The 24424-nt window shown below is 42.4% G+C and carries 21 protein-coding genes; 9 read left to right on the forward strand and 12 right to left on the reverse strand.

Going from position 1 to position 24424, the window contains the following annotated elements:
* Nucleotides 1–6: 6 nt before the first annotated feature.
* Together arsB and GNIT_RS01120 are read left to right on the forward strand one after the other, a co-directional pair.
* A complete protein-coding gene (gene arsB, locus GNIT_RS01115; protein ID WP_014107267.1) occupies nucleotides 7–1023 on the forward strand; it encodes an ACR3 family arsenite efflux transporter in 1017 nt (338 codons plus the stop codon).
* A 215-nt stretch (nucleotides 1024–1238) separates the two neighbouring features.
* Complete coding sequence (locus tag GNIT_RS01120; protein WP_014107268.1) at nucleotides 1239–2111, forward strand: SMP-30/gluconolactonase/LRE family protein; 873 nt, start codon at nucleotides 1239–1241, stop codon at nucleotides 2109–2111.
* A gap of 81 nt (nucleotides 2112–2192) precedes the next feature.
* Here GNIT_RS01120 and GNIT_RS01125 read toward each other — a convergent pair whose 3' ends face one another.
* The 8 genes from GNIT_RS01125 to GNIT_RS01160 form a co-directional block, all read right to left on the reverse strand.
* Nucleotides 2193–2663, reverse strand: coding sequence for an NfeD family protein (locus GNIT_RS01125; RefSeq protein ID WP_014107269.1), 471 nt, complete (start codon nucleotides 2661–2663; stop codon nucleotides 2193–2195).
* A 1-nt stretch (nucleotide 2664) separates the two neighbouring features.
* The gene (locus tag GNIT_RS01130; protein ID WP_014107270.1) at nucleotides 2665–3606 is read right to left on the reverse strand and encodes an SPFH domain-containing protein; all 942 of its coding nucleotides are present in this window, start codon (nucleotides 3604–3606) and stop codon (nucleotides 2665–2667) included.
* A gap of 113 nt (nucleotides 3607–3719) precedes the next feature.
* Entirely contained in the window at nucleotides 3720–4640 is a 921-nt protein-coding gene (locus GNIT_RS01135; protein WP_014107271.1) for an alpha-E domain-containing protein, read from the reverse strand.
* A 1-nt stretch (nucleotide 4641) separates the two neighbouring features.
* Complete coding sequence (locus GNIT_RS01140) at nucleotides 4642–6096, reverse strand: circularly permuted type 2 ATP-grasp protein (RefSeq protein WP_014107272.1); 1455 nt, start codon at nucleotides 6094–6096, stop codon at nucleotides 4642–4644.
* Between the two features lie 81 nt (nucleotides 6097–6177).
* Nucleotides 6178–7266 carry a zinc-binding metallopeptidase family protein gene (locus tag GNIT_RS01145; RefSeq protein ID WP_014107273.1) on the reverse strand — a complete coding sequence of 363 codons (1089 nt, stop codon included), beginning with the start codon at nucleotides 7264–7266 and terminating at the stop codon, nucleotides 6178–6180.
* Between the two features lie 94 nt (nucleotides 7267–7360).
* Nucleotides 7361–9244: a glutathionylspermidine synthase family protein gene (locus GNIT_RS01150; RefSeq protein ID WP_014107274.1), complete on the reverse strand. Its 1884-nt coding sequence runs from the start codon at nucleotides 9242–9244 to the stop codon at nucleotides 7361–7363.
* A 197-nt stretch (nucleotides 9245–9441) separates the two neighbouring features.
* Nucleotides 9442–9798 (reverse strand): ribosome hibernation-promoting factor, HPF/YfiA family, encoded by a 357-nt coding sequence (gene hpf, locus GNIT_RS01155; protein WP_014107275.1) that lies wholly within the window; start codon nucleotides 9796–9798, stop codon nucleotides 9442–9444.
* 138 nt (nucleotides 9799–9936) lie between these two features.
* The gene (locus GNIT_RS01160; RefSeq protein ID WP_014107276.1) at nucleotides 9937–10692 is read right to left on the reverse strand and encodes a putative porin; all 756 of its coding nucleotides are present in this window, start codon (nucleotides 10690–10692) and stop codon (nucleotides 9937–9939) included.
* 255 nt (nucleotides 10693–10947) lie between these two features.
* Between GNIT_RS01160 and GNIT_RS01165 the strand changes: the two genes are divergently transcribed.
* Nucleotides 10948–11391 (forward strand): SirB2 family protein, encoded by a 444-nt coding sequence (locus GNIT_RS01165; protein WP_014107277.1) that lies wholly within the window; start codon nucleotides 10948–10950, stop codon nucleotides 11389–11391.
* Between the two features lie 23 nt (nucleotides 11392–11414).
* Here the strand turns inward: GNIT_RS01165 and GNIT_RS01170 are convergent, their stop codons facing one another.
* Complete coding sequence (locus tag GNIT_RS01170) at nucleotides 11415–12302, reverse strand: glutaminase (RefSeq protein WP_420492357.1); 888 nt, start codon at nucleotides 12300–12302, stop codon at nucleotides 11415–11417.
* A 217-nt stretch (nucleotides 12303–12519) separates the two neighbouring features.
* Here GNIT_RS01170 and GNIT_RS01175 point away from each other — a divergent pair, with 217 nt between their 5' ends.
* The gene (locus GNIT_RS01175; protein WP_014107279.1) at nucleotides 12520–12942 is read left to right on the forward strand and encodes a hypothetical protein; all 423 of its coding nucleotides are present in this window, start codon (nucleotides 12520–12522) and stop codon (nucleotides 12940–12942) included.
* Between the two features lie 233 nt (nucleotides 12943–13175).
* Nucleotides 13176–16793, forward strand: a complete 3618-nt coding sequence (locus GNIT_RS01180) for an FG-GAP repeat domain-containing protein (protein WP_014107280.1) — start codon at nucleotides 13176–13178, stop codon at nucleotides 16791–16793.
* An 84-nt stretch (nucleotides 16794–16877) separates the two neighbouring features.
* Here GNIT_RS01180 and GNIT_RS01185 read toward each other — a convergent pair whose 3' ends face one another.
* Nucleotides 16878–17549, reverse strand: a complete 672-nt coding sequence (locus tag GNIT_RS01185) for a glutathione S-transferase family protein (protein ID WP_014107281.1) — start codon at nucleotides 17547–17549, stop codon at nucleotides 16878–16880.
* A gap of 115 nt (nucleotides 17550–17664) precedes the next feature.
* Between GNIT_RS01185 and trxC the strand changes: the two genes are divergently transcribed.
* Together trxC and GNIT_RS01195 are read left to right on the forward strand one after the other, a co-directional pair.
* Nucleotides 17665–18093, forward strand: a complete 429-nt coding sequence (gene trxC / locus GNIT_RS01190) for a thioredoxin TrxC (RefSeq protein WP_014107282.1) — start codon at nucleotides 17665–17667, stop codon at nucleotides 18091–18093.
* A gap of 69 nt (nucleotides 18094–18162) precedes the next feature.
* Nucleotides 18163–19959, forward strand: a complete 1797-nt coding sequence (locus GNIT_RS01195; protein ID WP_014107283.1) for a cation:proton antiporter — start codon at nucleotides 18163–18165, stop codon at nucleotides 19957–19959.
* 42 nt (nucleotides 19960–20001) lie between these two features.
* On the opposite strand, the gene GNIT_RS01200 is transcribed toward GNIT_RS01195, so the two are convergent.
* Together GNIT_RS01200 and GNIT_RS01205 are read right to left on the reverse strand one after the other, a co-directional pair.
* Entirely contained in the window at nucleotides 20002–20694 is a 693-nt protein-coding gene (locus GNIT_RS01200; protein ID WP_014107284.1) for a cupin domain-containing protein, read from the reverse strand.
* Between the two features lie 129 nt (nucleotides 20695–20823).
* Nucleotides 20824–22002 (reverse strand): flavin monoamine oxidase family protein, encoded by a 1179-nt coding sequence (locus tag GNIT_RS01205; RefSeq protein WP_014107285.1) that lies wholly within the window; start codon nucleotides 22000–22002, stop codon nucleotides 20824–20826.
* A 306-nt stretch (nucleotides 22003–22308) separates the two neighbouring features.
* On the opposite strand from GNIT_RS01205, the gene GNIT_RS01210 reads away from it, so the two are divergent.
* Both GNIT_RS01210 and feoB read left to right on the forward strand, forming a co-directional pair.
* Entirely contained in the window at nucleotides 22309–22539 is a 231-nt protein-coding gene (locus tag GNIT_RS01210; protein ID WP_014107286.1) for a FeoA family protein, read from the forward strand.
* 1 nt (nucleotide 22540) lies between these two features.
* The gene (feoB, locus tag GNIT_RS01215) at nucleotides 22541–24397 is read left to right on the forward strand and encodes a ferrous iron transporter B (RefSeq protein ID WP_014107287.1); all 1857 of its coding nucleotides are present in this window, start codon (nucleotides 22541–22543) and stop codon (nucleotides 24395–24397) included.
* Nucleotides 24398–24424 lie beyond the last annotated feature (27 nt).

Consider the following 24424-nt stretch of genomic DNA (forward strand, 5'->3'; position numbering starts at 1 on the left):
TTTATGATGGGATTGTTCGAACGCTATTTATCCGTTTGGGTAGGACTTGCGATTATCACAGGCATTATTGCGGGTTCGATTGTACCCGACGCCTTTGCTGTGATTGCAGAGCTGGAATTTGCGCATGTTAATATTGTTATCGCTGTTCTCATTTGGTTAATGATTTATCCGATGATGGTACAAATCGATTTTTCATCAATCAAAGACGTCGGTAAAAGGCCAAAAGGTTTGGTGTTGACGCTGGTGATAAATTGGCTAGTTAAACCATTCACAATGGCTTTTCTTGGTTGGTTATTCTTTAAAGTGTTGTTTGCCGATTGGGTTGATCCTGAAACCGCAACAGAATACATCGCCGGGATGATACTGCTTGGCGTAGCACCTTGCACCGCAATGGTCTTCGTTTGGAGTCAGATGACTAAGGGCGATGCTAACTACACGCTCGTGCAGGTTTCAATTAACGACATCATTATGATTTTCGCCTTCGCTCCAATTGCAGGTTTATTACTCGGCGTTACTGATATTACCGTGCCTTGGGATACACTCTTGCTGTCGGTTGTACTTTATGTGCTGGTGCCTCTGCTAGCCGGAGCCTTCACACGAAAAGTCCTAGATAACGGCGATGACCATTCAAAGGTCGATAAATTTCTGAGCACAATGAAGCCATGGTCTATTGTTGGTTTGATAGCAACGGTAACTTTATTGTTCGGTTTCCAAGCAGACACCATATTATCCAAACCGGAAGCTATCGTGCTAATCGCGATACCGTTGCTGATCCAAACTTACGGGATATTTGCGATTGCTTATTGGTTGGCAAAGCGCATGAAGCTTCCACACAAGATAGCTGCACCCGCTTGTATGATTGGCACATCTAATTTCTTTGAACTCGCGGTTGCAGTTGCGATTTCATTATTTGGTCTGCATTCAGGCGCAGCTCTTGCAACGGTGGTTGGTGTGCTTGTTGAAGTGCCCGTTATGCTGTCGCTTGTATGGTTCGCTAATCGCACAAGACACTGGTTTACATAGGTGCACCTTTCGTAGGTGGTGGCAACTAAACGAGTTGAAATGCTCGATGTATCCATACGGATGACTGCATTAATGTGCGTGCAGCCAAGTTTTTAATTTCGTCGCAAACTACTCAAGCTGAATATGAAGCAGTAAGTTTTGTTTCCATGGTTTATTGAATAGATCTGGCACATCGTTTACTCTTTTTGCACTTAACTAAAAAAGTGACATTCATCATGACGCACACATCTACCTTTATTGACGGACTCTATTTCGGCGAAAGCCCTCGTTGGCATGAAGGCAGACTTTGGTATAGCGATTTTTATGATAAAGCAATTAAATCGGCAGACCTTAAAGGTGAGGTTAAATTAGAAGTGCAGTTGGATGAACAGCCCTCTGGCCTAGGATGGATGCCTGATGGACGATTACTGTTCGTCTGCATGGAGTCACTTGCTTTAAAAAGACTCGAGAAAAATAAGTTGGTTTTGCACGCTAACTTATCTCAATACTCAAAGCATTTATGCAACGACATGGTAGTGGATAAGCACGGTAATGCTTACGTAGGGAACTTTGGCTTTAATCTTGATCACGAATTGCAAACACGCGGTGTAGCCGACGTGATCGCCAGTCATCCAAAAGCCAATATAGTTCGAGTAACTCCGCAAGGAGAGGTTAGCGTTGCGAGTGGCGGTATGAGCTTCCCAAATGGTTCTGTTATTACGCCCGATGGAAAAACACTAATTGTCGCCGAAACCTTAGGTTTGCGATTAACTGCGTTCGATATTCTTGAAAACGGTGAACTCACAAATAGAAGAGAGTGGGCTGCAACTGGTGCCCGAGCACCTGACGGAATTTGCATGAATGCGGATGGCTATATATGGGTAGCAAATGCGGTCGGCAACGAGTGTGTGCTACTCGCCGAGGGTGGTGAAGTCTTACAGGTAGTGAATACGAGTCAAAATTGTTATGCCTGTATGCTGGGCGGAGATGACGGTAAAACTTTGTTTATGATGACGGCAGAGAGTTCTGAAGCATCAATCGTTAGCGCTAGCAGAGGCGGCAAAATAGAGATGTTGAAAGTAGCATCGCCTGGGGCTGGAAGACCTTAGCTTAATGGTTAGCGTCTATACTGATCCCGTCTAAAACCAGGCTTTATATTGAGGTTCAAGCTACTGAACTTCAACCACTAGCTACGATTGTTTAGCTTTGATCACTAATGAACCAACATCAGCCTGAATCACTTCTACTAGGGTGCCTTTTGCCAAGTCCTCATGAGCATTCAAGTACCAGTTGATGCCTGAATACTGATACTGAGGCTTGTCCTTCATTGGCAATGCAGCTTCTACGTTTTCGCTTAACACGAATGTATGTCCAATTAGGTCGGAATCAGCCCGCTTGTGATCCACTTTATTCTGTAATTTTGAGAGCTTTCTCCAAAGTAAAGCAGCAAACACTACAGTGAAAAGAGCAATTGAAATTAAGGCCGAATGCAGCGTTTCAGGAATCAGTCCAGCCCACATGATCAAGGCTGTTGCGAGAGCCGCTAAGCCAGTAAAGAACAGGAAAAAAGTGCTAAAACCCAACACGACAATTTCAACAATCAGTAATATGATGCCGATGATCAGTATGCTTTCAATTAAGTTGCTAGCAGCCCATTCCATATTAAACTCCTTTTTTACTCAGAGCGTTAATAATGCTGGTGGCTTGAGCCACTACAGATGCCGCCTCAGTGCTTGAGTCAGGTAACAAAATAACACTCGACTCCTTGGCTATTGCTTTCTTAGCTTCAATTGCTCTAGTCGCCAAGTCCAGCTGAATAGCTTTTTGACCTTCGTCGGTATTCGCGGCTTCACCTACTTTCTTGAGTGCTTCGGCTTGTGCTTCTGCTACTGCAACAATTGCTGATGCTTCACCTTGCGCTCGCAAGATCTGTTCTGATTTATCACCTTCAGCGGCCAGTACTACCGATGCTTTTTCACCTTCAGCGCGGTTAATAGCAGCCTGTCTATCACCTTCAGACTCTAGGATTTGCGCACGTTTTACTCGTTCGGCCTTCATTTGCGCTTCCATTGCTTCCATGATGGAGCCCGGCGGGATAATGTCTTTAATTTCATATCGCATTACTTGAATTCCCCAAGGACCTGCGGCTTGGTTAATTGCTGTTACGATATTTAAGTTCAATATATCTCTTTCTTCGAAGGTCTTGTCGAGCTCCATTTTACCTAATTCAGAGCGCATGGTGGTTTGCGCTAACTGTGTTACTGCAAACACATAATCTTCAACGCCATAGGTTGCTTTGTATGGGTCCATGACTCGGAAATATAAAACACCGTCGACCATCAACGAAATGTTGTCTTTGGTGATAGCACTTTGCTCTTGCACATCAACCGCTTGTTCTTTCAATGAACGGTCAGCTGAAATACGGTCGATAAAAGGTAAAATGAAGTTCAGACCGGCTTCTTTGGTCGACTGAAACTTACCAAATCGTTCAATGACGTAGGCTCTATTTTGAGGCACAAATTTAATGCTGCTTCTTAAGAAGACCAACACTAAAACAACGATCGCAACCTCTACGGTCAAGATATAATCAAACAATATGTCCATTTACTACTTCCTTTATGGTGTTCTTTTGATACGACGAGCTCACATTTGAGTCGATATTACTCTATCAGCCTAAGTTTACTACTACGATTCTGTAACATTTGATGAATTACGTTTTAAAAATATGTTTCTGTTACTTTGTCACTGATTTCAATTAAACCTGCCTGCATGTCGTCTACAAATTCGTGCAGCTTTTCTTGTGACAGCTGAGCAGGCTTGGCATTTACTAATTGAGTGCGCAGAATGCGAGTTTTATCAACCGCTTCTCTATTATGCGGTAATTCAGAAATACAGCGCTCCACTTCCTCGATTGCATGAATTAATGAACGTGGAAAACGCGACTCTAATAATAAAAATTCAAGCACATCCTCACGGTTAATTCGCACACGCACTTCTCGTCGGTACATTTGGTAAGCCGTCATCGACTTGAGTACACCCATCCATTGAATGTTTCTAAAAGCCGCTGACTCATTTTCTACATCTGGCAATAAAGAAGCCGAACGAACATCAATGATACGTGTTGTCATATCTGCGCGTTCTAAATTACGTCCAATACGCAGGAAGGAATAGGCTTCGTCATGGGTCATTGTGCCTGCCAGCAAGCCGGTAATTGTTTGGTTTGCGAGTACAATTTTTGATAAATATTGATATCTTGTGCGTCGTTTAAACGCATCGGCGCTATTCTCTGTTGCAAACAAGTAAAGCTCGTTTATTTGTTCCCACGCTTCTCTGGGAATAATTTCCTTCAAGGTACGGGCATTTTCACGAGCAGAAGAAATGGAGCTAACAATTGAACCAGGATGCTCTTTGTCAACGACCATAAATTTTATTACGCTGCTTTCGTCTGCGACGTCGTAAGTTTCGTAAAATTTGTCTCTGAAAGACAAGATATCAACGATAGGCTCCCAGCCTAATTTAACGCTGGTGGGAAGGTCTAATAACAAGTGAGAATTTACGTTTATTAGACGCGCAGTATTTTCTGCTCTTTCCAAATATCTGGCTAACCAGTATAAGCTGTTTGCTACTCTCGATAACATGTTATTTCTCCTCCATTTGCACTATCCACGTGTCTTTACTACCACCACCTTGTGACGAGTTAACAATTGTTGAGCCTTTCACTAACGCTACTCGTGTTAGTCCGCCAGTTGTTACCTTGACATCTTTACCAGATAGAATGAATGGGCGTAAATCTAGGTGTCTGGGCTCGACCTTCGTACCAACCATTGTCGGTGCTGTCGACAGAATTAACATCGGTTGAGCAACATAGTTACGAGGATCAGCTTTAATCAGCTTTCTAAATTTATCGTGTTCTTTTTTGTCTGAATGAGGCCCAATCAACATGCCATAGCCACCTGATTCGTTAGCGGGCTTCACTACCATTTTTTCAATATTTTCAAGCACATAGTCGCGCTCTTCTTTATTGTTGCATTTGTAGGTTGGTACGTTAGGTAAAATCGCTTTTTCGCCCAGGTAATACTCAATTAACTGTGGCACATATGCGTATACAACTTTATCGTCTGCAACACCAGAGCCGGGTGCATTAGCTAAAGCTACATTGCCTGCTTTCCAAGCTCTGATAAGGCCTTTGACGCCCAAGAGAGAGTCAGGACTAAATACTTCTGGGTCAATAAACCAATCATCAATACGACGATAAATAACGTCGACACGTGCTAAACCGTTGATAGTTCGCATGTAAACGCAATCATCGTCTTCAACGACTAAATCTGTTCCTTCAACTAATTCTGCCCCCATTTGCTGTGCAAGATAGGCGTGTTCAAAATAAGCTGAATTGTAGATGCCAGGAGTGAGCACCACTATTTCAGGTTCTTCTATTTTGCGCGGAGACATTTCAGCTAGCATGTCATACAGCTGCGATGGATAATCGTCAACCGGCAGTATATTGTACTTCTGAAACATTTCTGGTAACACGCGCTTCATTACTTGTCTGTTTTCAAGCATATACGAAACGCCGGAAGGCACTCGCAGATTATCCTCAAGCACATATACTTGGCCGGTGTCATCCCGCACTAAATCTGAGCCGCAGATGTGCGCCCAAACGCCGTGAGGAGGGCTAAAACCTTTGCATTCCTTCAGGAAGTTTTTAGAATTTTTCAGCAAGTCAGCGGGGAAAACACCATCTTTTATTGCTTTTTGGTCGTTGTAGAGATCGTCAATGAACATGTTTAAGGCTTTGACTCGCTGCTTTAAGCCGGCTTCAATTTCAACCCATTCTTTAGCATCAATTAAGCGAGGAAGAATGTCGAAAGGCCATGCTCTGTCAATTGAGCCTTCTTCTTCGTGATAAACCCTGAATGTGATGCCCATGGTGTGGATAGCAGATTCTGAAGCGACCTTTAGTTCATTGATTTCTTTGTCGCTAAGTGCATGAAGATATTCACATAAATCTTTTGAATAATCTCTTGGTTTGCCCGCTTTCTCAATGAGTTCATCGTGCAGATGTGAAACTTTGTAATTACCCCAACGAATTGCCATAGTTTTCCTTGCTCCTAGCTTATTCTGGAATTTACCATAGCATATTTTGTTTTTTAAGCGAGCAGATGTTGAATTTTTAGACTACGAAGATTCTGTGAGTTCCATAATTATTTGATGCACAAACCTGAGCTTATTCAAGGCTGTTATCGAAATAACAAAGGGATAAGCATCATCCATTCCCATACTTCGATTCAACGAATTGATGACACCAGTTAACGCGCACCAATCGTTATAAAGTTTACTGAAGCTAATTTCGGTATCTAATTTACTGTGTGTTTTGGTTGCTGTATATAGACTAATAATTTCTGCGTTAGCGATACTTACGTTGCAACTATTTGCAGTTTCGAGTGTGTCGACCATATGAAAATAGTGTGCCCAAGTTTCAGCCCAATCTTCCCATGGATGCATGGTTGCATATGCACTAATCCAAACGTCTTTCCAATTTTCAGCTGGACCATTCTCATAGTAATGGTTCATTGCTTCTTGGTAATCTAGCCGCTCGTCACCAAAGAGCGTTCGAAATTCGCTTAAATGCTCGGTATCGCGTATCAGTCTATCCCAATAATAGTGACCTGACTCATGTCGAAAATGGCCTAATAGCGTTCTGTAATTTTCATTCATCTTTTCACGAAGCTTAATGCGTTTTGCGGGGTTTGCTTCGTTAATATTGATAGTGATTAAACCATCACTGTGACCAGTTGTAACAAACTTTTTAATGGTGAGCTCATTACCGAATCGGTCTTCAGTTTGATCTTGTAAAAAATCAAAACCTAAACCATGTTTAGGGTCTTCTTCGCCACTTAAAATCGGCAGCTTCAACTTAATAGCGGAATATAAAAACCGACGCTTGGCTTGCTCTAATAAGAACCACAAACGGCGATTTTCAGTATCGTCTAAGTTGGGTATCGTTTCCGTTAAGCGGCACGATACGCAGCATTCATTAGGATCGTCAATTTCTACCATCCAGTTACATACATCATGTATTGCATAGTTTTTACAGGGCTTGTACTGCTTTCCGTTGTTAGAAGCTAACAGAACGTCATCTGCTGTTTTGGTGAAGGCACTCAGTTGCTGAACATCAGGAATGAATCCAACAAAAAGACCGCACTGAATACATTTCGTATTGCCAAAATACAGCGTGTTTCCACATTGACAGGAAAAAGTTTTCAACTAATAACTCCAATAACTTAGTTAATGCCCTATTAAACGTAAAACAGGGATAGCCCAATAGTATACACCCAATCACTTTAGTCGAAGACTACTTTCAATCATCGTCTTGCACTCTCAATGCCATGCAGTCGCTATCTTTTCCAATAATCATCGTAGGATCAACACGAACACCGCTGCCAGAATAATTTCCTGCTACTGTAAACGTGCATATTTGAACAAAGTATTTTCCGACTTTTGGAAGGGGCCAGAGCTGTTGATAAACGTAATCTCGTTCACCAAAGTTGCCGCCTTTTTCTGCTAAGGTTTGATTGTTTTCATCCACTAGCTGAATGTTAGCCCCGCAGCGACCAACGATAGGTTTTGACACGAAGCCTTTTTGCTTCAGCCCTTCAGTCAATTCTAAACTGGTTTCAAGCAACCAAGGGTGATTGGGAAACAGTGCCCATAGCACTGGAAGTATCGCCTTGTTGCTGGGAATTAAGGTCCACATTGGTTCGTAAACCATAATGTCTTTGTGCAACAGCACATCGGCAAGCTTTGGTGTATCACCGGTTCTTGCATTTGGACTGTTAATAAAACTGTCTTCTGCAGAGTCGACTATTTCTTGTCTAAGCTGCTCCAACGCGGTTTCCCACGCCCACGTTTTCCAAATCCATTTTACCGGCACGCCTGCAGCATCAACAATAATACCGTCTTCGTTCCACTTAAGTGAGTTAAGGCCAACAACCCGTTCGCACTCTATGCCAGCAGTTTGAATTGCTTCTTGCATAAATAATGCGTGATAATCCTCTTCGGGATCGCAGTCCTGAAGAACATGAACCTTGCCTTTCACATCGCTCTTTTTCCATGCAGCAACGAGATCAGAGAATAAATTCTTACCTGCGTCTTCTCCTCGTTTTATATTGAGGTGTTTAGCCCATTTTCCTTGAATCTTACCAACCTCCATATAACAAGATGCTGAATCGCAGTTGTACTCGTAAACCTTTAAGCCATTTTCTGAAAGGGCAAAATCGAAGCGACTCGTTATAAGCTGGTTTAAGCGGTTGTCCCACGACTGCCTAATGCGTGGGATGATGGCGGGAGGAAAGCCAAAGGATGCAAGCATTTCGGGGTGTTGAAGTACATAATCTGTTGCCTGCATAAATATACCATGCAGTTCGTCGGTAGCGGTTTCTAGTAGTGCTTCAGCGGTTTGTGAAATACCATAATAAAGATTGAAGTCTTCTTTGACCGAACTTAACCAATGTCCTTTCATCATCGTAACGTAGGCTGCTTCATCTTCATTGGCGATGTTTAACCAAGGGCGCGAATTTGTTGCCGTCGTTTTATGTTCGTACAACTGCACGTTATATAGTTGTGTATTTACTTCTGGTGTGTGCTCGCTGTGCAATTCATCATCTGTTTGTAGCATCCAGCCTAAAATTTGCCCTTCTTTAGGTGGACAATGCAGCCAATAATCGCCTTGCTCTCCAATTTTTGCACTTATCTCGCGCGAATAATTGCAGCCATCCTTCCATTTCGCGAAATCCATGTTTTGCTCAACAACTCTAATCGCATTCGGCAGCACTTCGCTGATGATAGCGACATGACCGGTATGTTCAAAATCACCGCCTTCGTCCCATATCAACATAGCGCCAGGTTCTGGATGTCTCTGCGAACCATTTTTGAAAGCGTTTAAGGGCAGATTTGTGTTGCTATGAATTTCTCTAACGTCGCGCAGATTAAATATTTCATATGCCATCGTTACATCGTTGAATATGTAGCCTTTATTCACGTAAAGCCAGCGCCTTGCAAATTCAACGCATTGCCATTTGTAACCCATATAAATGCCGTCATAATAGCTTCTATAGGCTGAGCGATTAGGGTATTCAGCTTCGTTTGCAGTTTCATAATCACTTGAATAAGAGCAAACGCCGCCGTCAGCGACACCAAGTAAAGTGCCAAAAGTCGTTGAATTAGCATCAATAGCGACGGTCATAAAAGGTTCCAAATGTTGTGTTAAAAGTGTAAGTGCGGGTGTTGGGATCGCGATTGAAAGAGCATAGAGATTAATCGTTTATTGCGCAATAATTGCTTGTGGCGTTTAAGTGGGTGAGGGGTGATACGCAGCTAGTATTTGCCTTACTAGACAAAACACTGCGTATCTTATTTTTTATAAAAGGGACAACGTAGAATTTATTTTAAATCCATGTCTTGAATGATTTCGTGAGCAATTTCTGGTGTTGTTACCGTGGGCTTTTCATGGAGGTCGCTCTTCAATTGACCTTTTCGATGTTTAAGAGCAGCGTCTAGCTTCTTCCGAGCTTGAAAAATGGCTGGATACATTACGTCATTCTTGCCTTTGACAGCTATGCTAGTACCTTCATATTTGGTTGCTAGTTCGACACTGTACTCGCCGTGCTCCTTTGTCACAAAAATATCTAGGGCTATTAGAGTAGGAAAATGGTTAGCTATTTTTTCGAATTTTTGCTCGATATCCTCTTTAAGTGATTCCGAGATATCGCAGTGATGACCTGAAACATTTATCTTCATAGGTTTTCCTTTTTGCTTTTTTTACGTTTTATACGTTTCGTATATATAGCTTGGGACAAATTGAGCAAAACACAAGGTACATTGTTTGCTTTTCGGGTCCCAAGCTTAAAATACATAGTATGAAGAACTAAAGCAATCCTAAAATCGTGCGCTTGCACCAAGGTTAAATGTGTTGTCCGAAAAAGAATCAATTTCAGTTCTAGCAATGCTAAAACTAACGGATGCCGTATTTGTAAAGAACCAGTTCGTGTTTAGTGCCGTTGTTCCGTCTGTGAAGCTACCTGACCAAGAACGGCCGACTCCGACGGATAAGTTTTTGTTAAGGTAATAGTCAGCGCCAGCGGCATATCCCGTGCTGCCTTGTTCTGGGTTGTTAATACTAGCGGTTAGATTGAGATACGTGTCGCCGCCCAGATCATACAGTTTTTTGGTGTCAACGATAACACCCGAGTATTCTAAATCCTCATCAAAGTTTGTATTTATGCCCACTGTCCAGTCTTTAGTTAAATAGTATCCTGCACCTAAGCCATAGTTTGCACTGTCGCTGCCGTTAGCGTGAGCGATACCAGCATTTAGGAATAGACCGGAATCTTCAACATGAACTGTACCGCCTATTCTCCAAGAATTGAACGAGTCTGAGTTGCCGCCAAAGTCTACCTCTGAACGGTTGAAGCCTGCATTAATTGAGTTTGAACGATTTAAAAACACGGCTTCTGCAAGCGGGCCTTTGCGGGTGCTGACCGGAGAAAAGTAATAACTGCCCACAACGTTGTATTGGTCGACGTTGTCGGAATCAGCATAAGAGCCGGACACTGACGATGTGAAAGTGTCTTGTGCAAAAGCGCTGAGGCTGGCAACGGTAAGCAAAGACGTTGTTAGTATAAGTTTTTTCATTCGAAATTTTCCTTAATTTACTGGATGAGATAAAAACATCATTTGCAGGCTTACATTGACCTTATTAAAACGTTTAAAGACCAAGTTAACACAAACGATGCTTGAGTAGGGGCGCTAAGATAGTGCTTGTTAACTGAACGCAGGCTGAATTTAATTAACTCTGACCCCTATTATTTCGGGGTGGATGCTAATAGTATGGGCTAGATTGCATTTGAGCAGTTATAACAAGAATAAAAACGCCAAGGAATGAATGCCATGTACACGATAGTAAAGCACACTCATCTGACTATAATTTTACTGACCTTTGTTTTTTTCCTCATTAGCTTTGTGTTAACGATGAAAAAATCAGACGCGGCGAATAACAAGGTTCTAAAAATAGGACCGCACATTTTATATACCTTGTTCATTCTGACCGCTGCATACATGGTCGTAGTTAATCCCCTTAACCTTTATCCGTTTGTGAACGGCTGGGCATCATCTAAGCTTGGTGGCTTTGTGTTGTATGTGTTGTCGGTTACATTTGCACTTAAGTGGGCAAAATCAAACTTGTGGCGCTTTTTTGGTTTGATTAGTGCAATATTTTGGTTAGTAATGAGCGCTAGACTTGCTTATGCCGATCGTTTAAAGCTGAAAGGTGCTCCTGAAGACGCAAATGCTTACGTAGATTTTGTGCAGCAAATGACAGCCGCTATTTGCTGATTTTTTACCATTGGCCAATCACATCATTGGCCAAATACAGACCATCCGGTTTTAGACGCAAATAGTTCAAGTGCCTCAGTGCCAAGTTTGCTATTGCCGATAACATCTAAGCCGGGTGACCAAACGGCAATTGATGCCTTGCCTGGCGCAATTGCTAATATTCCGCCGCCGACCCCACTTTTGCCCGGTAAGCCAACTCTAAAGGCGAACTCACCTGAACCGTCGTAATGGCCGCACGTTAACATCAGTGCATTGATACGTTTAGCGCGTTGCGGTGACACGACAGCATAACCCGTACTTGGATTAATACCATTGTTCGCCAAGAATAAGCCTGCTGTGGCTAATTGATGCGTATTCATCGCTATTGAACAATGATGAAAGTAGGTGCCTAGTACGGCATCTACAGAATTTTCAAACAGACCAAATGACGCCATGAAATAGGCTAATGAAGCATTTCGCGTGCCTGTTTCAACCTCAGAGCGCGCCACTTTCTCATCAATAACAATACTTTCATCGTTGGCTAAAAAGCGGATGAACTGAACTATTTCAGCTAAGGTTTCTTTGGGCTGATGGCCCTGCATAATAGCGTCTGCAACGGCAATCGCGCCAGCATTAATAAACGGATTACGAGGCTTGCCATGCTCATGCTCCAACTGCACGATAGAGTTAAATGGGTCGCCGGAAGGCTCTCGGCCAACACGTGACCAAATACTCTCCCCTAACTTGCCAAGGGCGAGTGTGAGGGTAAATACTTTTGAAACGCTCTGAATAGAAAATGTCGTTTGCGCGCAGCCGGCGCTATATATTTCTCCATTTGGGAGCGCAACACTAATGGCAAATTGATTTGGATCGATTTTCGCAAGTTGAGGAATGTAGGAAGCAACTATGCCTTTGTCTGGTGATTGCGCCATTTGCTCGGCTATATCGTTAATGATCGATTGCAAGGTGTCTCCAAGGTATTTTCATATTGCGTTGTGGTGCTTTGATTTAGGCTTGTTAATATTAGCAGGTTTGCGCGTTTCGCGAATATCAAACTGCTTAGTTTTTAAAAACAACTTTAGCCATTTACATTTTTATAACATATGGGTAGTGTACAGGATTAATATACCGAGCTCGGAGAACCCCCTTATGAACAAAGCCCCTGTATGGTTTAACATTGTTGCCGTAGTTGCACTATTATGGAATTTATTGGGCGCGGTAGCTGTCATTATGAATTTTATGCTCACCCCTGAGGCCATAGCCGCGCTCCCCGCGGAGCAGCAACAGATGTATACTGATACACCAATATGGTCGTCTTATGCTTCATTGCTTGCCGTTTTCACTGGTGCTCTTGGATGTGTTGCGCTGCTGATTAAAAAAGCCTTTGCATCTCCTTTGTTTATGCTTTCCATAGTGGGTTTAGTTGTGCAAAACATCGGTATTTTTGTGGTCGTTGATGCGATTGCTGTTCTGGGTAGTAGCGTACTGATTATGCAAGGTGGTGTCTTCGTTATTGCAATAGGCCTCTTATTGCTCGCGAAAATGGGTATTAAGCGCGGATGGATTGTTTAACCGAAGATGTCGAAAACGCCAATTACTTTGTTCCCTTCACTGCCATTCACGTGTGATAGTTTATTCATTCCCACTCTTTTTTAAGCCGCTATCCATGCCTCTAATGTAAGCTAAAATTTAATATGCGGTTCTACATAAGACGTATTCCTCCTATGCTTTAAATAATTTGCCTATAAACCAAAGTTATGTTTGTATGACCGGCTTTTATATCGTTCAGTTTCCAAGGATGAATTATGACGATTTTTCGAGTGTTTCTAATATTACATTTTTCTGTTTTCGTTTTATCTGCCTGCGGTGGTGGCGGAGGTAGTGTTGAGAGTAGCGACATCACAGAACAGCCCACGCCCATTGTTCCCCAACAAGTTATCGCAAACGCCCAGAACTACTCAGAAGCGGAGCTAAAAACAGCAGGCAAATCAATAGCAGATACTTCTTATGCGGGTATCACTACTGTCGCTAATATGGATATAGCACTCACACAGCAGATCTATAATTTATTGTTCAATGATGAGGGGATGACTCCTCCGGACTTGATTGTTGGCAATCTGACTGATTACTCTGATGCAAATGGAGATGTGAATACTACGCTAAGTTGCAATCGCGGAGGAACAGTGAAGTATGTAGGTAAGTTGACGCCTCAATCGACAGGCAATCTTACCGCTACTTTTGACCAGTGCGTCCCTTTTAATTCTGTCAATACCATCAGTGGTGATGGCGCCATTAGTATCAAAAGAATAGGGGATGATACGTTTGAAGGCTCTTTTTTCTACAATAATTTACAGTGGGAGCGTTATGACCAACAGATAAGCATTTCTGGTTATTTAGAAATACTTAAGGACAGTTCAAGTGAGCCCTTTCAATACACTAATAACAAATCTCACTATTTAGTCTTACAACGAGAAGATGAAGCGAAGGTGTTTCTCCAATCAAATCTCCGCATTTCGCAATCTAGTTCAGAACAATCCTATGTGCTCACAGGAAGCGTTTATTTGAGTGACGAAGGCAGAGTTGATATCGCAACAAGCAATATGGATTTTGAGCCTTCAGAATATGCTAATGGTACTGTTTCGTTTACTGGCGATAGAAAAACGACACTCAAATTTGGCACTGAATATATTAGGTATGCTGAAGATACTGACAATGACGGAGAGCTTGACGCCGGCGTCTACTTTACGGGTATGTATGATTTAACCAATGGTTCCACTGTTGACAAAGTCTTGATACCGCTGTCACAACTGTCGCTTCCACCATCGGCAGAGAAACCTGTCGTTATATACGAAGACCCGATTTATACCTCAACGCCAGTTCGGGTTCGTCCTAGCTCTTACGGCGATAATGATACTAAATTCGAAGACCTGACAATTAGCTATGCTTGGTATCTCAATGATACAAAAATTGCAGGCCAGTCCGAGGCAATTTTACCATCTGCCATTGCCGTGTTTGGCGATGTACTGCAAGTTTCTATGATTGTTTCTGATGGTATTAATGAAACCGAAAGTGAACGAACGACGGTGGTAATGGAAGACTCTTTAGCTTTAATTAGGTTTAGCGATACACCAGAAATAATCCGCGCAGGTGATGTTATTGAGTTTATGGCTGAATTGGTAGACCCCGATATACGTGATGTCACTAATAACGCTGCAGGAACCATGATCGGCTCACCTGAGGGTGCTGTTATGGATGAGAACGGACTAATTCAGTGGCGTGTTCCTAGCAAATTGATGTTTCCTTTCCAAACATATGATTTTACTTTTCAAATCGGCGTATCTGGTGACAATCAGTCGTACACCATGTCAATTTCCTTAGATGTTAAGTCTGAGCAAGCTTTAACACTTGCTCGTACAGGAACTAAAGCCCCAACTCAGAATAAAAATATACATGTTGGCGACTTTGACGGCGATGGAAAAAATGAAATCCTTACTACAGATAATGAAAATACTGTATTTCTATTGGAATATATAAATGAGAAATACACTCAAAAATGGGTGTACCCATTTAAGGTTAGCGCATTTCGCAAGATAACACAGGTATTAGCAGCAAATATTGATGACGATGATGCTCTTGAAATCGTAGTAGTGACAACAACTGGCGTGCACCTCATTAATGGTTTAGATGGTTTAGCCACAACAATTTTTGAGAGCGAAAATCGGGTTAAGCAAGCAGCAGTTGCCGATATTGATAGTGATGGCTTAGATGAAATAGCTCTTCTTATGGGAATCTATAGCGACCCAGACTATACAGAAAGTGTACAGGTTTTTAATCTTGCAGAGCCAGAGCTTGTACTTTTTTCCTCTGAAACCGCAAACGCAACTTATATGGAGTTTGGTAACGTAGATGAGGACGCTAGTTTAGAATTAGTGATTAACGATGGGCAAGTTTATGATACTCAAACATGGGCACTTGAATGGCTAAATGAGAATCGATTTGGAGATGTAATCTCTCTTGGAGATTTGGATAATAATGGTATCTCTGAAATCGTATCAGCAAGTGCACGAGGCGAAATTACCATCCATTCAGCACAAAGCCAATCTCAAATTGGGCTGCTTGGTGATCAAGATATTTGCTCTGTTCATACTGCCAATGTTGACTCAGATCCTGCAGAAGAAATTATCGCCGGTGTTTGTTCAAGTCGTAACATTAGCGCTTATAGTTTCATTGATAATGGATTTTCCACAAATTGGAGCAGAAGCAGTGTTGAATACGGTGTAATTTCAATCACAACTGGGGATTCCGATAACGATGGATTACTCGAATTACACTGGGCTGGTGGTAGTGCCCAATCCGATGATCTACTCATCTCTGATATTTATACTGAGCCTAGTGACATAATACCCAAAATAGGAATTGAGCGAACATTGTTAAAGAGCTTCAGCAGTGCTGGTTGGAGCCAGATTGTTGAGGGCGATGAGCGCGCAGTCTTTTTTGTTCCTATAAGCTCAGAGGGGAGTGTGATAGTTACACTTGAGCCCGATGGAAAATATAATATCAGTAAGGAAGTAAGTGCCGATAATAGTGCAAGCTTTCACGCAGTTACGACTGATTTTAATAACGATGGATTCGGTGATATCTTTTTACCAATCACCAACAATTTCGATAAATCGCTAGCGGCGATCCAACTTTCAAACTCCGTCGTTCAATGGCAAACGCCATTTGATGTCACGTCGAAAATTGGCCTAGTAAGAGCGTATGATGTCAATGCAGATGGTTTTGACGATAGTTTATATATTAATAGAAGCAAGCTAGAAATAATCAATTTCATAGAGCAATCGACACTCGCCAGTATAAGCTTTGACGAAGATTTACTCGACTTTACTATATTTGAAGTTGATGGAACCCTCACCTTGCTTGTTGCCTATGGCGAAAAGTTAGCGGTTTTGAAAAGAGCAGATGGTCAATTTTCTGAATTAAGTGTTATTGAGCAGCATTGCGCCCGCATTGAGGTGTTCAATTATGATATTGATGCTGAGCTTGAGATTGTATGTTTGGACTATACCGAAAGGAACGATTTCGAAGATCCTCAGCAATTAGTTATTTATGATATGGATAACTTTAGCCTTCAGGAAGTTAAACGCTCTGAATTGAGTAGCCTAGTTGTAGATATTGCAATTGACACTTCCACAAGTGATCAGCAAAATCTATTCCTCGTCAGCTTAGTCGACAGTCCGGAAGGCTTTTTTTATAGTGATGTGCCGAATAGGATTAGTCTTGCAACGAGTGCTGGGATTCCAATTTGGACAGGTCCTAATTTAATTGGTATCCCTACTTCACATGGGCTGAAAGTGAGAGCTGTTGAGGATCAAGACCTTGAAATTATCCTGTCTACATCGAAAATGATGTATTGGATAAAATAGAGACTCAATTAAAGTTACATAAACGACAGGGGCTCTTTCAAGCCCCTATGCAAGTTAAGTCTTATATAACCAACGTCTGAATGTTTATGGCTTTTTAGCAAACGCTTTGGCTAAATAAGCTTGAAACGCAGGTTGCGCAGCAGCTTGATCTTTAGCGATAGCTCTGGCTTCTGGCATTGCGTTTAGCTTTGCAAAAAGCTCTTTTGCACCAGGCGCTTCGGCAAACAAGTCAATACCAAATAGTTTCTTGGCAACAGCCGACGCCAAACTGACTGAGTACATGAAAAATATATCCGCCGCCGTCATTTTATCACCTGCAATGTAGGGCGAAAAAGAGGCTGCACGAGAGAGGGCCTGCATGCCGTTGAGCAGCGCGCGCTTTACTTCTTTTTTGGTTTCTTCGTGTACAGGAACTCCCCAGAAAGCCTCTGTATGGCAGCGCCTTGCAGGTAACTCTATGTAAAGTTCAATCATCTTCATTAATTCTCTTATTCTAGCGCGCTCGTAAGCCGAGCCTGAAATCAATGGTGTCTCAGGAGACACTTCGTCCAAATATTCAAGGATAACGTTGGTTTCAATGAGTACGCCGTCATCAGTCGCTAGGGCGGGGACTTTGCCGGTTGGACAAATTGCTAAATATTCTGGCGTCTGATTCGGGTAAGTAATGACCGCTTCATATTCAATTCCCTTTATCGCCATTGCTAGCTTGATCATGTTGTAATAGTTACTGACGTCAAATCCATATAATTTAAGCATTGTGTTGTCCTAATTATTATTTTAAGTGGTACCATACTGTTGCGTTATATCGTGATATTTGCAACATTCAAATTCTTATAGAGAAGTATCATTTTTTTGAACTTAAGGAAATCTTATGCATATTGTTTGTGCGCATTGTTCATCAACGAATCGTATTCCCGAAGGCAAAACGCATGTTGGTGCAAAGTGCGGGAAATGCGGTAAAGCCATTTATAGCGGCAAGCCGGTTGACCTGAATGACAGTAACTTTTATCGCTATGTTGAAAATAACCATATGCCTGTTATTGTCGACTTTTGGGCCAGTTGGTGTGGTCCATGTAAAGCCATGGCGCCAGCATATGAGACTGTTGCCAAAGATTCAGATGGTATTTTGTTCGCCAAAGTGAATACTGAAAATGCGCAGGCAGTTTCCGCAGATGCTGTCATTCGCTCTATCCCAACACTCGTATTTTTCCATAAAGGCAAGGAAATCAATAGAGTATCGGGTGGAATGAGCGAATCACAGTTAAAGCAGTGGATAATGCAATGTGTACAAAAACTGTAAAAACCAAGACTACACAGCAACTTTGAGTTATAAAGACAGCATTATGCTTAAATACAAACAGGTTTGTCATTGGACGACTTAATAATTCCACTCGTACTGGTTGGCTTGCTTTCTATTGCTTGCCAATATCTTGCTTATAAAATTCGTGTTCCTGCAATATTGCCTCTGCTTATTGTGGGCATCGTTGCTGGGCCTGTTACTGGCATAGTCAACGCCGACGCCCTGTTTGGTGATCTGCTGTTCCCGGTCGTTTCACTCTGTGTCGCCATTATATTATTTGAAGGCGCATTAACGCTGCGTCTGCAAGACCTCAGCGGTCATGGCTCGATGGTTCGAAATCTTTGCACAGTTGGCACTTTAGTTACCTTTTTGGTGGTTGCACCGGCTGCTCATTTCGCCTTGGGAATGTCGTGGGAAATGGCGTTTCTATTGGGGGCGATAGTTACCGTTACTGGCCCTACGGTAATCGTGCCAATGCTCAGAACCGTGAGGCCAAGTAATAAGGTTTCAAATATATTACGGTGGGAAGGTATTATAATTGACCCGATTGGTGCGCTTTTAGCGGTGCTCGTGTTTGAGTACATTATATCTACCCAAGACGCTCTGACTCACACTCTCTATGCTTTCGGCTTAACCGTTTCTATCGGCTTTGGTGTCGGTATTGCGGTAGGTTATTTCTTAGGTTTAGCCCTTCGTCATCATTGGATCCCACACTATCTGATGAATACCGCGGTGCTAACCATCATGTTAGGCGCATTCGCTGGCTCAAACCTTATTGCTCATGAATCTGGATTACTAACTGTCACAGTAATGGGCATGTTGATGGCCAATATGAAGGGAGTTGACGTTGATGATATTTTGGAATTTAAAGAAACCTTAAGTGTTTTGTTGATATCCGGACTATTTATACTGTTAGCTTCTCGAATCGAATTAAGTGCCATACTCAATGTAGGGTGGGGAGCACTGCTGGTTCTGGTTGCCGTGATGTTTGTTGCAAGACCAATTGGTGTGTTCTTATCGTCCATTGGTACCGGTTTGAACTGGCGTGAATTAGCTCTTTTAAGTTGGATTGCACCGCGCGGTATTGTAGCGGCAGCAGTGTCGGCTTTGTTCGCTTTGAAGCTAGAAGCATTAGACTACGCGCAAGCCGAAATGTTGGTGCCGATGGTCTTCTTGATCATTATCGCAACCGTTGTGCTGCAGAGTCTAACCAGCGCAAAAGTAGCAGAATATTTAGGTATTAGAGCGCCTGCGCCGAACGGATACTTGATTTTTGGCGGCGCACAATTCAGCCGTATGTTTGCCAAGGAACTGATGACACACAAAATACCCGTATGCTTAGCTGATACAAACTGGGAGACTATTAAGCTAGCGCGTATGGACGGCGTTCAAACATATTTTGGGAATCCGATGTCAGAGCATGCCGAGCGTAATTTAGACTTAACTGCAATCGGCAAAGTTCTAATCATGTCACCTTATCGCCAGCTGAATCCTTTAGTGACTTACCATTTCGAGCATGAAATGGGCAAGGGGAAAGTGTTGGGCTTGAGTAATGGTGAATCGCAACAGCGTCCTAGTCATCAGGTCTCGGAATCATATTCTAAAAAGCTGGGCCTATTCGCAGACGATGTGACCTACGGAAAGCTCGCTGCGTCTACTTCGAAAGGCGCTAGCATCAAAACGACAAAGCTTTCTGATAGCTTCAGTTACGATGATTATAAATTAGAATATAAGGATAGATGCCTGCCCTTGTGTGCGATAGATACCGACGGCAAACTTAAGATATTTACTACCTCAAATGACATAAAACCGAAATCGGGATGGCAGATTATTAGTCTAATAACAGCTGCAAAAACACTCCCGTGAATATAACCAACAGCATGTGATTAACATGCTGTTGGCTTAGTACTAAGCGCTTTCTAGTCGTTTGATTTGCTTTTCGATGTCTGACAAATTTCCGGTTTTAAGCCATATTTTCGCGCCTTCGCTCGCTGCTTGAAGGTCTAATTCTTTTCCTTCGGGAATGCGCAGCCAGTCATGCTTATTCAGCCTTTCTTGATTATGAACAACTGTGCCGTCTAGGACCAGTATCTCATTTCCATTTTTCGCATCGCTTTGCCAGTGAGTATTTGCAGAAAGCGTGACATGCTTCACTTGTTCATATTTATCGGCATACAGCAGTCTTTCAACTACCTGATCGTCGTTGTTTGCAAAGCTTACCTCTGCATCTTCCATCAGAATATTCACATGCTTGCGATCTTCTGGTTGAAATTGCCATAGTTTCACGAAAATTACACAGCCTTTTTCCGACCCTGGTTTGTGTCTTGACTGGGGTGGATTGCGCACGTATGAGCCAACGGGGTAGTCACCATGTTCGTCTTGAAATACGCCCTCGAGTACAACAAACTCTTCACCACCATTATGAATGTGAGGAGAGAAGTGGCTTTGCGGTGCATATCTAACAATACTGGTTGCTCGGGCAACCTCATTTCCTACTCGATCGAGTGGTTTTCTGTCGACCCCAACTATCGGCGATGCCACCCAGTCTTGCTCAGCAGTATGTGCCAAAGCCCTTTGTGAAAATTCAGCATTAATTTTCATGTAGTCCTCGTGTTAAACTTTTTGTATTGCTTCTTACGTGCCTTAAGCGCCTGAGCGCTAATATTTACTAGTTATTCGGGTATTAAGATCATAGTTAGGTGCGTTTTAACGCATTACCAATAATAAAAATTACGAGACGCTTGAAAGTATGTTTTTTACTGACCGTGTAGCGGCTAAGATCGCGCCTTCCATATACCCAGCGTCGTGCTCTGAAAATTCACTAGTTGCGAGGTGTAGCTTCAACTGCTGAAGTTCTGCCTGTTCGAAGGCAAGGTCAATGTGCGGATGAGCAGAAGCTTGCTTCTGGTCGAGATTAGTCGCGGTAAAATTGTCCGTTCCCCAATCTTTGTAATATGTTTGTGTGTATTTATTTGCTTGTGAGCCGAATATAGCCGATAGCTGCGCTAAACAAGCAGTTTTCATTTGCTCGCCAGATGCATGTTGGCGATGCGCAAACGGAATACCGACAAAGCCAAATAAAGCAAAAACTGAGTTTCCTTCTGAATCTTCAAAAGAAGCATCATGAATTTCACCTAATGGGCCAACTTGACTAAAAGCCTGACCAGATAATCCTCGATCGCGCCAAAAAGGTTGGTCGTAGGTGACTGCGAATTTTGCCTGGGCTGCCATCCATGTGGGTGTTTGCTCAAATTTGCTGGCTAATGCGCTTAAAAACCCATTTGCATTAACAGATGTTGTCTCTCCGCTTTTCAACAAATGAGCGATTACTCTCGGTGGAGTGGCAATAACAATATGTTCGTAAGAAGCTGAGCCAAGCCTTGAGCTCTTTCTGCTAGGATCAGATTGGCTAAGGTCATCAAAATTACCTGCTAGCGTGTTTCTTTGCAGACCTAAATGCCAATATTTACCATCTGAGCGAAGCGAAGTGACCGTAGTTGATACGTAACTACATTTTTGGTTTATCCTATTCGCCAACGAATCAATGAGCTTTGTTGTGCCACCAAAGATTCTATACATAGGCGGTGGAGCAACGCCACTTATTTGTTGCGGTGGTTCGTGAGCGTTGCGTTGAAAAACGGCGTCACCTGCAGTGTTTTGCTCAATTAGTCGCAAACCTAATTCAGTCACTAAGGTCTGTATTTCTTGTTGATGGGGAAAAATCCAAGAAGGACCAAGATCCATTTTATAAGCAGATACGTGGGTTTCTTCACCATAAATTCGGCCACCCAATATCGGTTTTGCCTCTATTAATTCGAATGAAATTTTATTTTGTGCCAGCAAATACGCAGTATAAATACCTGCAAGGCCACCACCGATAATGCCTACTTTAGCTTGTTTCTCTTGCATAAATTGTCTTATCTTTTCTATTTACTAATTTGATCGGCACAAGAATAGAACCAACAGGTAATGAAGTATAGTTTTCTGTTGCAAAGAATAACTGAGTCAGTTTCTTATTTATTACATCTCTTTGCGCTATATCAATGGGCTTGCTGGACTTTCTTTATTTTTCAGTTAGTATGCTGGATACTAATTTGAATAAGAACTATTCTTATTTAACTAATAACCGTGTTCATTGAACGATTTGCTTAAACTGGCGTACTTAACCCTGCACCTATGGGCTAACAATCATTCAATGCGTGAAGAGAGAGTATAATGACTGTCTGGGATATTCCTTCAAAAAAATCAGCTTCTATTCAAAGCCTTTGCACAAGTATGCACTCAGATGTCGCTATCAGATTGCAGGAAATGGGTTTTGAAGAAGGCCAACTGATTACCTGTATCAAGCGAACAGCTTTTAATGGCCCAACAGTTATTCAATTGGGCGACTGTATTTATTCACTTGAACAAAGTGTTGCTAACCACGTAAATGTAAACCCGATCTAAAATGCAAAAAATTCTTCTTGTTGGTAAGCCCAATTCGGGTAAAAGTCTGCTATTCAATCAATTAACCGGCTTGAGGCAAAAAGTTGCTAACTTCCCTGGTGTAACAGTTGAGTTAAAGAGTGGTATTTTTAATGCTCATTTGGACAATGGGGTTGATGGTAAGCAGCAGCAAAAATTCGAGCTCATCGATTACCCAGGCACGTATTCTTTAAAATCGTTATCGAAAGATGAATCGATTGCAATCGAGCAGTTGCTCAATGCTATGTCCGATGAAAAAACCAGTGTTATTTTGTGTAACCTCGATGCTACTAGGATGGAGCGCTCTTTGGTGTTCGCTTTGCAGGTTCAGGAAATTGCAAAACAGCACAATAAGACGGTTATTTTCACATTGAACATGGTGGATGAGCTTTTACGATTTAATCATAAGATTGACACCGACAAGCTCAGCGAAAAGCTAGGTAGCCCAGTTTATGCTGTATCTGCAAAAACCTTAATTGGTATTAGCGAGTTACAAAAAGGCTTGGGTGAAATTGCAATTTCACCCGAAAAATATCGCGTAAAACCGACAGAAACTAACCAGCAGGCCTCTGGGATTGCAGCGAAAAGCCTAGCGAAGGAATTTGCAATCCAATCGGATGTGGTACTTAAGCGCCAGAACGCGATAGACCGTTTGCTGCTTAATTCAGTCTTTGGTGGTTTTGCTTTTTTACTGATTATGTTTTTCTTATTTCAAAGCATTTTTACTTGGGCTGCACCGCTCATGGACGCAACAGAAGATGCTATTGGCTTTATCGCAGGTATCGTTTCCGGTTTCTTAGGAGAAGGTATATTAAATGACTTTATGACCGACGCTATTTTTGGTGGCCTAGGCTCGTTTCTTGTTTTTGTTCCGCAAATAATGATATTGACGCTCATAATAGGTTTGTTGGAAGACAGCGGTTACTTGGCCAGAGCGGCGTTAATCTGTCACAGGCCCTTAAGTTTTTTTGGCTTGTCAGGCCGAAGCTTCATTCCTTACTTGTCAGGCCATGCGTGCGCAATTCCCGCGATATTGGCTGCACGAACAATTGAATCGCCTCGCAAACGCTTTGTAACAATGCTAACTGTGCCGCTGATGTCTTGCTCAGCACGATTACCCGTTTATGCCCTGTTAATAGCGGTTTTAGTGCCGGACACTACTTATCTGGGCGGATGGGTTAATCTGCAGGGGGCGATGTTTTTTGCTTTATATTCATTTGGTATTTTAACTGCTCTTATCGTCAGTGGCGTGTTGAATAAAATGACGGAGGGCTCGAAAGAGCTGCAGGATATGCCCTTTATCTTAGAGTTGCCTTCATATCGGCTACCGCATTGGCAGCCTTTGTTCTACCGTATTATCAATAGTGGCGTTCAATTTATAAAGCGCGCAGCACCTATTATCTTTGTTGTTTCCTTAATTATTTGGACTTTGGGCTATTTCCCTAATAATGGTGATTTACAAAACTCATACTTGTCGACAATTGGGCAATGGATAGAACCTATCTTTACACCCTTAGGCGTCGATTGGCGATACGGCGTGGCTATCTTGGTTTCATTCTTGGCGCGTGAGGTATTTGTTGGCGTGTTAGGCACAATGTTTAGTATCGAAAATGCCGATGAGAATATTGCAGGTTTAGCCGAAAATCTTCAGGCAGATGGTCTTTCACTTGCATCAGGAGTGGCTTTACTAGCATTTTATGTTATTGCATTACAGTGTGTTGCTACCGTTGCAATGCTTAAATCGGAACTAGGTAAGAATCGGTACGCTTGGGGTGCCTTCATTGCCTACGGCCTGCTTGCCTATCTTGTTTCGATGTTCTTTTATGCGGTGCTGTCTTGAGTAAATCGATAAAAAACTAAGCTAAAT

The organism is Glaciecola nitratireducens FR1064 (genome assembly GCF_000226565.1).
GTDB classification, from domain to species: domain Bacteria; phylum Pseudomonadota; class Gammaproteobacteria; order Enterobacterales; family Alteromonadaceae; genus Glaciecola; species Glaciecola nitratireducens.